The organism is Kitasatospora sp. NPDC041917 (assembly GCF_055589745.1).
The window spans coordinates 228,338-241,412 of sequence record NZ_JBVJBI010000011.1; the positions used below are offsets into that span (position 1 = coordinate 228,338).

At 70.7% G+C, this 13,075-nt stretch carries 12 protein-coding genes and 1 rRNA gene; 11 read left to right on the plus strand and 2 right to left on the minus strand.

The window, feature by feature from the left end; all coding sequences use genetic code 11:
• Positions 1 to 228 precede the first annotated feature (228 nt).
• Positions 229 to 1,326, plus strand: coding sequence for a GAF domain-containing sensor histidine kinase (locus ACZ6EM_RS16630; protein WP_465772619.1), 1,098 nt, complete (start codon positions 229 to 231; stop codon positions 1,324 to 1,326).
• Positions 1,319 to 1,975 carry a response regulator gene (locus ACZ6EM_RS16635; protein WP_401050968.1) on the plus strand — a complete coding sequence of 219 codons (657 nt, stop codon included), beginning with the start codon at positions 1,319 to 1,321 and terminating at the stop codon, positions 1,973 to 1,975. The genes ACZ6EM_RS16630 and ACZ6EM_RS16635 overlap by 8 nt, the downstream gene beginning before the upstream one ends.
• Before the next feature lie 1,024 nt (positions 1,976 to 2,999).
• Here ACZ6EM_RS16635 and ACZ6EM_RS16640 read toward each other — a convergent pair.
• Positions 3,000 to 3,803 (minus strand): hypothetical protein, encoded by an 804-nt coding sequence (locus ACZ6EM_RS16640; protein WP_401050970.1) that lies wholly within the window; start codon positions 3,801 to 3,803, stop codon positions 3,000 to 3,002.
• 150 nt (positions 3,804 to 3,953) lie between these two features.
• On the opposite strand from ACZ6EM_RS16640, the gene ACZ6EM_RS16645 reads away from it, so the two are divergent.
• The 7 genes from ACZ6EM_RS16645 to ACZ6EM_RS16675 all read left to right on the plus strand — a co-directional run bounded on the left by ACZ6EM_RS16645 (position 3,954) and on the right by ACZ6EM_RS16675 (position 10,080).
• Positions 3,954 to 4,745, plus strand: a complete 792-nt coding sequence (locus ACZ6EM_RS16645; RefSeq protein ID WP_465772613.1) for an ABC transporter ATP-binding protein — start codon at positions 3,954 to 3,956, stop codon at positions 4,743 to 4,745.
• A gap of 120 nt (positions 4,746 to 4,865) precedes the next feature.
• Positions 4,866 to 5,288: an NfeD family protein gene (locus tag ACZ6EM_RS16650; RefSeq protein ID WP_359911452.1), complete on the plus strand. Its 423-nt coding sequence runs from the start codon at positions 4,866 to 4,868 to the stop codon at positions 5,286 to 5,288.
• 10 nt (positions 5,289 to 5,298) lie between these two features.
• Positions 5,299 to 6,348 (plus strand): SPFH domain-containing protein, encoded by a 1,050-nt coding sequence (locus tag ACZ6EM_RS16655; RefSeq protein ID WP_452180399.1) that lies wholly within the window; start codon positions 5,299 to 5,301, stop codon positions 6,346 to 6,348.
• 183 nt (positions 6,349 to 6,531) lie between these two features.
• The gene (locus ACZ6EM_RS16660; protein ID WP_465772614.1) at positions 6,532 to 7,290 is read left to right on the plus strand and encodes a sulfite exporter TauE/SafE family protein; all 759 of its coding nucleotides are present in this window, start codon (positions 6,532 to 6,534) and stop codon (positions 7,288 to 7,290) included.
• A 38-nt stretch (positions 7,291 to 7,328) separates the two neighbouring features.
• Entirely contained in the window at positions 7,329 to 7,508 is a 180-nt protein-coding gene (locus ACZ6EM_RS16665; protein ID WP_360354225.1) for a DUF1272 domain-containing protein, read from the plus strand.
• Between the two features lie 96 nt (positions 7,509 to 7,604).
• A complete protein-coding gene (locus ACZ6EM_RS16670) occupies positions 7,605 to 7,910 on the plus strand; it encodes a 4a-hydroxytetrahydrobiopterin dehydratase (RefSeq protein ID WP_401050753.1) in 306 nt (101 codons plus the stop codon).
• Positions 7,911 to 8,028: 118 nt separating this feature from the next.
• A complete protein-coding gene (locus tag ACZ6EM_RS16675) occupies positions 8,029 to 10,080 on the plus strand; it encodes an outer membrane protein assembly factor BamB family protein (RefSeq protein ID WP_465772615.1) in 2,052 nt (683 codons plus the stop codon).
• Positions 10,081 to 10,245: 165 nt separating this feature from the next.
• On the opposite strand, the gene ACZ6EM_RS16680 is transcribed toward ACZ6EM_RS16675, so the two are convergent.
• Positions 10,246 to 10,776, minus strand: a complete 531-nt coding sequence (locus ACZ6EM_RS16680) for an HNH endonuclease (protein ID WP_465772616.1) — start codon at positions 10,774 to 10,776, stop codon at positions 10,246 to 10,248.
• 292 nt (positions 10,777 to 11,068) lie between these two features.
• Between ACZ6EM_RS16680 and tyrS the strand changes: the two genes are divergently transcribed.
• Entirely contained in the window at positions 11,069 to 12,337 is a 1,269-nt protein-coding gene (gene tyrS, locus ACZ6EM_RS16685) for a tyrosine--tRNA ligase (protein WP_452180403.1), read from the plus strand.
• A gap of 645 nt (positions 12,338 to 12,982) precedes the next feature.
• Positions 12,983 to 13,075: ribosomal RNA gene (locus tag ACZ6EM_RS16690) — 16S ribosomal RNA — on the plus strand; the annotation flags it as partial.

Genomic DNA, 13,075 nt, shown 5'->3' on the forward strand with positions numbered 1-13,075 from the left:
GCCTCTCGGCCTTCCGGGCGCTCTCACGAGGCTCCGGGCGGGCCCTGCGGCCTAGGTCCCCGGACCTGGGCCCGGGGCGGCCGCGGACGGACGCGGCGGTCGCCGGGGCGGCGGTAGTTTGGCGGTATGTCCAGCACCACCGGAGACCACCGGACCCACCGGGGCCCGCTGCCCGCCTGCGAACCCTGCCTGTCCGGGATCGAGGCCGTCAGCCAGGCACTGCTCGCCATGAGCCGGCACCTGGAGGTCCGTGAGGTGCTGCGCCGCATCACCGCTTCCGCCAGGGGACTGCTCGGCGCCGAGTACGCGGCCCTGGGCGTGCCCGACGACCACGGGGGCTTCGCCCAGTTCGTGGTCGACGGTGTCACCGACGAGCAGTGGCGGGCGATCGGCCCGCTGCCCCGACAGCACGGTGTACTCGCCGCGATGCTGCACGAGACCGGCCCCACCCGGCTGGTGGACGTCCGCAAGGCACCCACCTTCGAAGGATGGCCCGCAGCCCACCCCGACATGGACGCCTTTCTGGGCATGCCGATCCTGGACACCGACGCGGCCGAGGACGAGTCGCAGGTGATGGGCGTCATCTTCCTCGCCAACAAGCGTGGCGGTGGCCTCTTCACCGATCACGACGAGGAGCTCCTGCGGATCCTCGCCGCGCACGCGGCCCTCGCACTGTCCAACGCCCGACTGTACGAGCGCAGCCGCGAGCTCACGCTGGCCGGCGAGCGTGCCCGGATCGCCCACGACCTGCACGACGCCGTCTCGCAGAAGCTCTTCTCGCTCCGGCTCACGGCCAAGGCGGCCGCCAAGCTCGTCGACCGCGACCCCGTCCGGGCACGTGCCGAGCTCGCCGAGGTCGCCCGTCTCGCCGCCGAGGCTGCCGACGAGCTGCGCGCGGTCGTCGTGGAGCTGCGTCCCGCAGCCCTGGAGGAGGACGGGCTCAGCGCCACTCTCGCCTCCCAGGTGCAGGTCCTGGACCGGGCGCACACCGCTGACGTCGCCTTCGTCGCCGACGGGGTCCGGGCGCTGCCGCCTGCCCAGGAGGCCGCACTGCTGAGAGTCGCCCAGGAGGCGCTGCACAACGCGCTGCGCCACTCCGGCGCCCGCAGGGTCACCGTCACCCTGGCAGGGACGCCTGCGCGCGGTGCGGTGCTGCGCGTGCACGACGACGGGCGCGGCTTCGATCCGGAGTCCGTCCGGCGAGCAGGCCGTCACCTCGGCCTGGCCTCGATGCGCGACCGCGCGGCCGCCGTCGGCGGCACACTCACCCTGGAATCGGCCCCCGGTCAGGGGACGCTCGTCGAGATGGAGGTCCCCGGTGCCTGAGAGCACACCGTCGATCCGTGTCCTGTTGGTCGACGACCACCAGGTGGTTCGGCGCGGGCTGCGCACTTTCCTGGAGGTCCAGGACGACATCGAGGTGGTCGGGGAGGCCGCCGATGGGGCGGAGGGTATTGACCGGGCCCGTGAGCTCGACCCCGATGTCGTCCTGATGGACCTCAAGATGCCCGGCGTCGACGGCATCGAGGCGCTGCGCACGCTCAAGGGCGAGGGCAGCCGCGCCCGGATCCTGATCGTCACAAGCTTCACCGAGCACCGCACGATGGTTCCCGCGCTGCGGGCCGGTGCGGCCGGGTACGTCTACAAGGACGTGGACCCGGAGGCGCTGGCCGGGGCGATTCGTTCGGTGCACGCCGGTCATGTTCTGCTCCAGCCCGAACTGGCCGAGGCCCTGCTCGCCGACGACGGCCCGCGCGTTCCGCAGGGTCGAGGTGGCACGCTCACCGAGCGCGAGCGCGAAGTGCTCGGACACATCGCCGATGGCCGCTCCAACCGGGAGATCGCCCGCAGTCTGCACCTCTCGGAGAAGACGGTGAAGACCCATGTGTCCAACATCCTCATGAAGTTGGACCTGGCCGACCGCACCCAGGCGGCACTCTGGGCCGTTCGTCACGGCGAGGCCCGCGACGGGTAGCGCGCCAGGGGCGCGACGTACTGGTGCGGGCGCCGTGCCGATCGGCAGGTTTTCGGCCAGGCAGGGCGTCAAACGGTGGTCCAGCATGTGCCGTTCGGCAGGGTTGGCCCGAATTCAGGTGATCCATCGCCATTCGGGTGTGCCAGGCTGATCGCCGACACCGATCCCGAGGGAGGGCCGGATGAACGCGATGCGCAATCAGTGCGGGCCTGTCGTGCTGGCCCGTGAGCTTGAGGTGACATGCCGCCTGTTCGACGAGCCTCCGATGTCCGGGCCTGGGTCGCAACCGACTGCCGAGGACGGAGACCGAGGGCGGGCGCCAGGACGCCCCTTGTCCGGATGTCAGGTGGCGAGGGCAGAGAATCGTGCAACAGAGGCCGTCGAGCGCACAGCGAGGTTGGCCCGGGAGACAGCCCGAGACCGGGAGGCCTACGGGCCGGAGCTGCTGAGACGCCGACTGCGGATGCGGCGTTGGCAGTTCAACCTGGCACGGGAACGTGAACTGATCCCCGAGCCGGACCTCGACAACGGCACCTGGTCGGCGCTCGTCGAGGTACAGCTGAAGGCCCGCACCGAGGAGATCATCCTTGCGCTCGGCGCCGTGCCGCCCGTGGGGGCGGCCAAGGCGGCCACGGTGTTGGGCCACACCACAGGTCTGCTGGTGATCGCCGAGGACATCAGGCGGCTCGCCGCCGCAGGAGAGCTACGCCCCTGCGGCGGATACCGGGGCTGGCCGACCTACAGCCGGGAGGCCTTGGCCGCCGTCCCGTATGCCGTGGTGCAGCAGACTGTCACGGAGCGCATGCACAAGGCTGCGGCCACGGCACGGGCCGCGGCCGAGGGGCTGGAACGGAGACTCGCGGAGAGCTACTCGGCGGAGGAGGCAGCCGAAGTCCTGGGGTGGCCCCGGTGCCGGCTGGTGGCCACGACGGCACAGGGAAGCCTGACCGCCGGGCCCGACGGCAGATACGAGCGCGCCGAGGTGATCGCGCTCGCCACCGTCGACTCCGGGGCCCAGCACCTCTCAGCGATCGTCTCGCTCGTCCACGAGGGCGTTGTAGGCGGCGACCTGGGCGCGCCGGGCGGTGCGCCGCAGCGGGGCCAGGGCGGATTGGCGGGCCGCCATCTCGGAGGCGCTGACGGCAGCGCCGTGGCCGCCGGAGGCGATGGAGAGCAGGGCGGACACCTGGCGGGCCGACTCCAGGACACGGACGGCCCGGGGCGGGTACCCGGGAGCGAGCAACTCGCTGTGGCCACGACGGCGGTAGGCATCCAGGGCGCGCAAGGCCTCAGGTCCGGCGCCGGCCACGTCGAGGCGGGCGAGCATGACGGTCGCCTCCCGCAGCCCGTCGGCCAGTTCACGTTCGGCCTCGTGGAGCGACGGCACGTCCGCCGGAGGTGTGTCGTTGACCTCGGAACAACGCCACAGCACGGTGGCCGAGCGGTCGCCGGCCGGGCCGTACACGTCCACCTCCGGCACCAACCCGAGAGGTGCGCCCACCGCCAGGACGGCCTCGCCCGCACTCATGGCCTGCTCGTTGAAGGCCTTCGGACCGGTCAGCCCGAGCGGATGCCCGGCTGAGGGCAGCGCGAGACGTAGACCCTTCACGCCGAGCACCCGCAGCCGCCCCAGCGCCCAGGTCAGCCCGTGCTGCTCGCCGGGCTCGTCGCCGGGCAGTCCGGTGACCCGGTGGATCTCGTCCCGGCCCAGGACGGCCGTGGCGGCGTCGTCCGGCGGCACCAGGCCTGCCAGCAAGGCGTTGCCCCATGCGGTGAGCCGCCCCGAACGGGGCTCTTCGTACGGATTGTCGGCAGGAGTCACGAGCATCCGGCCAGCCTACGGAATCGGCGGTCATCCGCGTGGCGTAGGTTTGCCCATGCGTGTGCGGCGCACCCACCCCGTGCCCACCGGCTGCCGGAGTAGGCTCGCCGCCCGCACCGACGGCCGAGAATCTTGTTTTTTGGGGAAGGCGTAGGCATGAGCGACGTGCTGGAGCTGGTGGACGTATCCGTGGTCCGGGAGGGGCGCGCGCTGGTCGACCAGGTCTCGTGGTCCATCTCCGAGGGCGAGCGTTGGGTCATCCTGGGCCCGAACGGCGCCGGCAAGACCACGCTGTTGCAGATCGCCTCCTCGTACCTGTTCCCGACCTCGGGCAAGGTCACGGTGCTGGGTGAGAAGCTCGCCGAGATCGACGTCTTCGAGCTGCGTTCCCGGATCGGCCTGGCCGGCGCCGCCATGTTCGACAAGCTGCCGGCCGAGCAGACCGTGCTCCAGACCGTCCTCACCGCCGCGTACGGCATGACGGTCAGCTGGCAGGAGACCTACGAGCAGTCGGACGAGGTCCGCGCCCTCGTCCTGCTCGACCGCCTCGGCATGGCCAATCTCACCGACCGCAAGTTCGGCACCCTCTCCGAGGGCGAGCGCAAGCGCACCCTGATCGCCCGCGCCCTGATGACCGACCCCGAGCTGCTGCTGCTCGACGAGCCTGCCGCCGGCCTCGACCTCGGTGGCCGCGAGGACCTGGTCCGCCGGCTCGGCGCGCTCGCCCAGGATGAGTTCGCCCCGGCAATGGCGATGGTCACCCACCACGTCGAGGAGATCGCGCCGGGCTTCACCCACGTCCTGATGATCCGACAGGGGAAGGTGCTCACGGCCGGCCCGATCGACACCGAGCTGACCGCCCGTAATCTCTCCAAGTGCTTCGGCCTGCCGCTCACCCTGGAGCGGCACGGAGACCGCTGGTCGGCCCAGGGTCTGCCGCTGGGCTGAGGCCCCTTCGTCCGCTCATCCGGAAGGCCGTCGGAAACCGGTCGCACGCGCGACCGGTTTCCGCCCCTCGACCTGCGGGAACTGTCCGCTTCGAAGGCCTTCGCTCCCTAGGATGGACGTGTGGACAGCTGGATCTGGTGGCTCCTGGCCGCCGCAGGGCTCGGCATACCGTTGGTGCTCACGGCGATGCCGGAGTTCGCCATGTTCGCGGTCGGGGCGCTGGCCGCCGCCGTCGTGGCCGCGCTGGGCGGGGGAGTGGTCGCCGAGACCCTGACCTTCGTCGTCGTCTCGGTCGCACTGGTGGTCTTCGTCCGCCCGATCGCCTACCGGCAGCTTCAGAAGGGCCCGCAGGTCAAGATGGGCATCGAGGCGCTCCAGGGCGCCACCGCGGTCGTCGCGGAAACCGTCGACGGGGAGGGCGGGCGGATCAAGTTGAACGGTGAGATCTGGTCGGCCCGTGCGCTCCACCCGGGCCAGGTGTACCAGCCTGGACAGCAGGTCGACGTCGTCGAAATCCAGGGCGCGACCGCCCTGGTCGTCTAGGGGAGAGTCCGTGGAACCCGTCCTTATCGTTTTGGTCGTCCTGGTCGTGGTGGCCTTCATCGCGCTGATCAAGACGATCCAGGTCATCCCGCAGGCCAGCGCCGCGATCGTGGAGCGCTTCGGCCGCTACACCCGGACGCTCAACGCAGGGCTGAACATCGTCGTCCCGTTCATCGACCGCGTCCGCAACCGGATCGACCTGCGCGAACAGGTCGTGCCGTTCCCGCCGCAGCCGGTGATCACCCAGGACAACCTGGTCGTCAACATCGACACCGTCATCTACTACCAGGTGACCGACCCCCGCGCCGCGACGTACGAGGTCGCCAGCTACATCCAGGCGATCGAGCAGCTGACTGTCACCACGCTGCGCAACATCATCGGCTCGATGGACCTGGAGTCCACGCTGACCTCGCGAGAGGTCATCAACGCCGGCCTGCGCGGTGTCCTGGACGAGGCCACCGGCAAGTGGGGCATCCGGGTCAACCGTGTCGAGCTGAAGGCGATCGAGCCGCCGACCTCCATCCAGGACTCGATGGAGAAGCAGATGCGCGCCGACCGGGACAAGCGCGCCGCGATCCTCACCGCCGAGGGCCAGCGCCAGGCCCAAATCCTCAAGGCCGAGGGTGAGAAGCAGGCCGAGGTGCTCAAGGCGGAGGGTGAGGCGCAGGCCGCGGTCCTGCGCGCGGACGGTGAGGCGGCCGCGATCCGGACGGTCTTCGAGGCCATCCACGACGGCGACGCCGACCAGAAGCTGCTCGCCTACCAGTACCTCCAGACCCTGCCCGAGCTGGCCAAGGGCGACTCCAACAAGCTCTGGATCATCCCCAGCGAGGTCGGCGACGCGCTCAAGGGCCTCGGCGGTGCCTTCACCGGCCTGACCGGCAACGGCGGGGTGAACGGCGGCGCGGTCGCGGCGCCCAGTGTCCCGCAGACGGTCCCGGCCGCCACCCAGGTGCCGTTGGACCCGGCGTCCGGCCCGCGGCCGGTGGACACCGAGAAGGGCGCCGCCCGTCCCCGGGTGGACCCGGCCCGGGAGTACCCGAAGATCGACCCGGAGTGATCGGCCGGACCGTGCTTCGCCGAGGGCCCGCTGCCGAGAGGTGGCGGGCCCTCGGCCTTTCACGGTGCCGAAGCGCACGTACTGGGCACTGTGGCGTGCGTCCCGAATCGTGGGCGGGTCTGGTCGGCCCGCAGGGCCGTCCGGCATGATCCCCTCGGACAGGACCGAGAGGAGAGGTGACCCATGACGCTCTGGGAGTCGATCGCTGTCCTGGTGGCCGGCGTCGGCGCCGGGATGATCAACGTGATCGTCGGCTCCGGCACGCTGATCACCTTCCCGGTCCTGCTCGCCGTGGGCATCCCACCGGTCACCGCCAATGTCTCCAACTCCTTCGGCCTGGTCCCCGGCTCGCTCAGCGGGGTGATCGGGTACCGCCGCGAACTGGCCGACCAGGGGCGCCGCGTGCTGCGGATGGGCACCGCCTCCCTGTTCGGTGGGCTGCTCGGTGCGCTGCTGTTGATCAAGCTGCCGAGCGGGGCCTTCGACGCGATCGTCCCGGCGCTGATCCTGCTGGCGCTCGTCCTGGTGGTGATCCAGCCCCGGGTGGCCAAGGCCGTCGCCGCCCGCCGCGGCCCCGGTGGCGATCCGGACGGCAGCCCGGTACTGCTGGTCGGGGTGTTCCTGACCGGCATCTACGGCGGCTACTTCGGTGCCGCGCAGGGCGTGCTGCTGATGGCGCTGATGGGCATGCTGCTCCAGGAGGAGCTCCAGCGGATCAACGCGGTGAAGAACGCCCTGGCGCTGATCGTGAACGCGGTCGCCGCGCTCTTCTTCCTCTTCACCTCGACCGTGAACTGGGCCGCCGCCGGTCTGATCGCGGCGGGTTCGCTGGTCGGCGGCCTGCTCGGGGCCAAGGTCGGCCGCCGTCTCCCGCCGACCGCGCTGCGCGTTGTCATCGTGGTGGTCGGCCTCGTGGCCGTCACCAAGCTGTTGTTGAGTTGAACGACCGTCAGACCGTATGCAGATCGGAGGAGTACGCCATGGCCCTTGAGATGCGTGAGAGCTGCGAGCGCTGCGCGGTGTCGCTGACCGCGGACGGCCGCGCCTCGATATGTTCCTACGAGTGCACCTTCTGCCCGGACTGCACCGAGGCCATGGCCGCCACCTGCCCCAACTGCGGCGGCGAGCTGGTGGCCCGTCCGCGCCGGAAGGCCGCCTGACACCGGTTCCCGGGCGCCTGAACGGCCCGGAACCCCGGCCCCGGAGCCCCGGCCCCGGAGCGACGACCGACCGGACGACCCACCAGGAGTGCGGCGATGAGCAGCAGGGCGCGGCTGAACGAGGACGAGATCACGGCAGCCCTGGCGGCGCTGCCCCAATGGAAGCGGGAGGGCGACAGCATTGCCCGTACCGCCGACGCGCCGGACTTCCCGGCGGCGATCCGGGTGGTCGGCTCCGTTGCCGAGCAGGCCGAGGCGCTTGACCACCACCCCGACATCGACATCCGCTGGCGATCGCTGCGCTTCGTCCTGTCCACCCACAGCGCCGGCGGCCTCACCGGGCTGGACTTCACCCTCGCAGCCCGGATCGACGAGGCCCTGCGCGTCGAGTCGGCGGCCTGACGCGGCACGACCGAGGAGCCCGGGCCCGTCCGACCGAGGGCCCGGGCCGCCTCTCCGGGTGGGCGTGAGATGCTGACTGCCGCATCGGCAGGCAGGTGGCTCGGGAGGGACGGAACGGATGGCGCAGGAGCCCTTCGGAGACGCCCACCCCCAACAGCCGTGGCCGTCCGAGGGCCACTCGGACTGGCAGAACGGCGGGCACAGCGGGCACGGCGGGTACTCCGAGCAGCAGCAGACGGCGGAGCAGCCGTCGCAGTGGCAGCCGCAGCAGCAGGCGGGTTACGGCTCGGCCGAGTACGGGCAGCAGCCGCAGCTCGGCCACGGCGTCTACGGGCACACCGGCTACGAGACCAGCTACGACACCGGCTACGGCCAGGCCGGTCATGACCAGGCCGGCTATGACCAGAGCGGTTACGACCACCGTGGATACGGTCGGACCGGCTATGTCGAGGGCGGCTACGTCCACGGCCAGGATCAGGGCCACTACGGCGTTCAGGAGCAGTACCAGCCGTATCCGCAGTACCCGGACCACGCACAGCCGCATCAGGCCGCCACACCGTACGCCGCCCCGCGGCAGCCCGCCGGGGAGGGCTTGTACGTCCCGGCCGGGGCGGAGTACTCGGCGGACGGCTATGTGCACCTCGAAGAGGCCGGGCAGGTGCCCGTGACCGTCCCGGAGCAGTCCGCGGAGACTTCTACGGAGCAGGCCCCCGAGTTGCAGGCCGAACCCGCGCCGTCGCGGGCCTCCGCGCGCCGAGGTGCCGGTCGTGGCTCCGGTGCCCGTGCCGGCGCGGGCGCTGACTCGGGCTCTTCGTTCTCCGCCAAGGCACGGAAGGCCGCCGACGCGGTGCTGGCAGGGGATCACGTGCCCAGCCGCAAGGCCCTGCTGGTGCGGACCGGTGCCGGGGTGGCCGCGCTGGGAGTACTGGTGGCGGCGGGGCTGATGGTCGGAACCGAGGGCGGTGGCAGCGCGGCGGCGAGCAGCGGCGGTGAGCCGGGCTTCGCGGTGGCGCACACCAGGACCTGGGCCGCGCAGCCCGCCGTGGCCGGTCCGGCCGGGGGCGACGACACGCTGATCGGCAGCTGGCTGCTGGCCGACGCGGTGGTCCGGGCCGACGGCTCCGGTGTCCGCGCGTACGACCGGGCGGGCGGCAAGCCGACCTGGTCGGTGGAGCCGCCGGCCGCCGGGGCCGTCCCGTGCGGGCTGTCGGCGGGAGTGAACCAGGCGGGCCTGGGCGCGGCGCTGTTCCGTCCGCAGGCCGATCCGAAGAGTCCCTGCACGCTGGTGTCCGCCGTGGACACCAAGACCGGCAGGACCACGTGGACCAAGACCCTCTCGGACACGAAGGGTGCCTACTCGGCGCGGGTCGGTGTCACCGAGGACAAGGTGGTGGCAGTCGGCGACGACCGGGCGCTGGCCTGGGAGTCGGCCGACGGGAAGGACGTCTGGCAGTACACCGGCCAGGGCAAGTTCTGCACCCTGTCCGGCGGCGTCAGCGGAAAGACCGTGCTCGTCGCCTCCTCCTGCGCCGATTCGACCCCCGCCGACCAGGCCGTCGCGCTGAACATTGCGGACGGCAAGGTCGGCTGGTGGCGGGGTCTGAACAACCAGCCGAAGACGGTGACGGTGCTGTCCGCCGAGCCGTCCGTGGTCCTCACGACCGGCGGGAAGCCCGAGGACGACCGGGTGTTCGCCTGGGGCGCGGGCGGCGACCCGGCCGCCGAGATCCCGGTGGCCGTCGACGGCGGCCGGCTGGACGTCGCCCACGGTACGTTTTCGGCCACTCCTGGCGTCTACTTCGAGGGCCGCACGATGGTCACCACCCTGGAACCGCCGAACGGCGGCGGGCCGGTGGCCGCGGTCGGCTACGACCTGGACAGCGGCAAGCAGCGCTGGAAGGTGCCGAGCGCCGCGAAGGGCGCCGTCCGGGCGGTCGGCATCGACGGCGGATCGCTGGTGCTCGCCGCCGACGAACGCCGTGACCAGCCCGCCCGTCTCAGCAGGTTCCCGCTGGCGGGCGGTCAGGAGGCGACCGGCGGCAACTTCCCGGTCGGCACCGGTTCACTGCTGATCTCCGGACGAGTGCTGATCGGTGGTGGACAGGTGGTCGTGGTGCCCGAGCACTCGACCAACTACGGCACGGCGGCGGGGTACCAGGCGAAGGACTGAGGCCTTCCGCCCTGCACCGCGCCGGCGCCGCCCCACCTGCCGCCGCCCCGGCGCTGAGAGTGTCCTCAGGTCGAGAACGTCGAGAGTGCTCCCGTTCCCCGGAACCGCCTCCCGCGAGCAGCCTCCCGCGAACCGTCTCCCGGCAATCGCCTCCCGGCAATCGCCTCACGCCGCGGAGATGGGCCGGCCCGGTACGGCCGGCAGCCAGTCGGCGAGGTCCCGGACCTCCGAGCTGCGCAGACCGAGCGCCAGCATCAGACTGGCCTGCGGCGTCGGCTCGAACGGCCGCCGCAGCAGCTTCATCCCGGCCTGCTCCGGTGTGCGGTCCGCCTTGTGCTGGTTGTCCTCCGCGCACGCGGCGACGGTGTTCATCCAGCTGTCGGCACCACCGCGCGACCTGGGCTGAAGGTGGTCCACCGTGGTGGCCCGCCGGCCGCAGTACGCGCACAGGTGCTGGTCCCGGGCCAGGACACCCCGCCGTGACCACGGAGCCTGTTGTCGGAACGGCACCCGTACGTACCGTTGCAGTCTGATCACCCGCGGCACCGGGACGGCCACGCCCGTCCCCCGGATCGAGCGCAGCGGATGCGCCTGCTCCACCACCGCCTTGTCCTGGAGCACCAGGACGACGGCGCGCTGGAGCGACACCGTCGTCAGGGGCTCGTAGCTCGCGTTCAGAACCAGCGTGTTGCGCACTCGGCACACCCTTCCCGCGGGCGTGCCACGGCGGCACGACCGTCTCCACACACGTCACTGCCGCCGCACGGCGGTGGAACCACTCTGAATGGGCCCACAGCCGTCGAACAACGGAATTTCCGGTATCGGGGGAGAGACCGGGAGAGCGGGCCGCCCAGCTTGATGGGGTGCCTCGGGGAAACTCGCTGGCCGGAACCGCGTAGGCTCTATCAGGCTGGAGTCGTACCGACCCGGGGCCCGACCGAACCGGGCCAGCACTGGGCGGACGCCCGATCGAAGGAGAAGCGTGACCGTGACGGACATCGTCGACGAGCTGCAGTGGCGTGGGCTGATCGCCCTGTCCACTGACGAGGACGCACTGCGCAAGGCGTTCGCGGACGGTCCGGTCACGTTCTATTGCGGCTTCGATCCGACGGCCCCCAGCCTGCACCTCGGCAACCTGGTGCAGATCCTCACCATGCGCCGCATCCAGCAGGCGGGGAACCTCCCGCTCGGCCTGGTCGGCGGTGCCACGGGCCTGATCGGCGACCCGAAGCCCACCGCCGAGCGCGTGCTCAACGACCCCGAGACGGTGGCCGGCTGGGTCGAGCGCCTGCGCGGCCAGATCTCGCGCTTCCTCGACTTCGAGGGCCCGTACGCGGCGCGCATGGTCAACAACCTGGACTGGACGTCCGGGATGTCGGCGATCAGCCTGCTGCGCGACGTGGGCAAGTACTTCCGGGTCAACAACATGATCGCCAAGGAGGCCGTCGCCCGGCGGCTCAACTCCGACGCAGGCATCAGCTACACCGAGTTCAGCTACCAGATCCTCCAGGGCATGGATTATCTGGAGCTGAACCGCCGCTACGGCTGCGCCCTGCAGACCGGCGGCAGCGACCAGTGGGGCAACCTGACCGCCGGCACGGATCTGATCCGCAAGGCCGACGGCAAGTCCGTCCACGCGCTGGCCACGCCGCTGATCGTCAAGGCCGACGGCACCAAGTTCGGCAAGACCGAGTCCGGTACGGTCTGGCTCGACCCCGAGCTGACCACCCCGTACGCCTTCTACCAGTTCTGGCTGAACGCGGACGACCGGGACGTCCCCAACTTCCTGCGGATCTTCAGCTTCCGCTCGAAGGAGGAGATCGAGGAACTGGAGCGCGAGACCACCGAGCGCCCCGCCGCCCGTCTCGCCCAGCGCGCCCTCGCGGAGGAGCTCACCACGCTGGTGCACGGCGCCGAGCAGTACGAGCGCGCGGTCGCCGCGTCCAAGGCGCTGTTCGGCCAGGGCGACCTCGCCGATCTGGAGGCCCCGACCCTGGCCGCCGCCCTGGCCGAGGTCCCGAAGGCCGAGGTGTCCGAGCTCCAGACGGTGGTCGACCTGCTGGTCGCCGTCGGTCTGTCGCCGAGTCGCTCGGCCGCCCGCCGGACGATCAAGGAAGGCGGTGCCTACCTCAACAACGTCAAGGTGACGGACGAGGAGGCCGTGCCGACCGAGGCCGACCTGCTGCACGGCCGCTGGCTCGTGCTGCGGCGCGGGAAGCGCAACCTGGCGGCGGCGGAGTTGGTCGCTGTCGGCTGACCGGCTGACCGGCTGACGGGCTGGTCGACGGACCGGCCGGTTGAAGCTTGACTGAAAGCACACCCGCTCTGAGCTGCGTCTTTGAGCCCCGAGGGCCGGATCTGGACAGATCCGGCCCTCGACGTTTGACGATGTCCTCCAGGTGGCCTAGTGTTGAACGAGTCGCTGGAGCGACCATCCCACTCAGCAAGACCCACTCTCACTCTGATCCCCATGAAAATGGGTTTCTTGGCATTCCCGCCGACCGAGTGAGCGTGAATTTCGGGTAGCACTCGGAATGAGCTAATGTGGGGGACGTTGCGAAAAGCGAACCCGGCCAGTTCGGGAAATTGGATGAATGAAACTCCGGAAAACGGAGCGGAAAACATCTGATAAGCTGGAAACACGAAAGAACGAAGCCCGGAGGGTCCGCTGGAAGGCGGTCCGAAGGAAGCGTCCGTTCCTTGAGAACTCAACAGCGTGCCAAAAGTCAACGCCAGATATGTTGACATCCCCGGCCTCGATCGTTCGATCGGGGTTGGAGATTCCTTTTGAAACAAACACTAGCGAGGACGCAGTGCGCGGGGCCGCCCTATTCCGGTGGTTGCCGTGCCGCTCAACGCGGGTGTGGACCGGCGCTTTTAATTAAGCACTGCCGGGTAAGCATTCACGGAGAGTTTGATCCTGGCTCAGGACGAACGCTGGCGGCGTGCTTAACACATGCAAGTCGAACGGTGAAGCCCTTCGGGGTGGATCAGT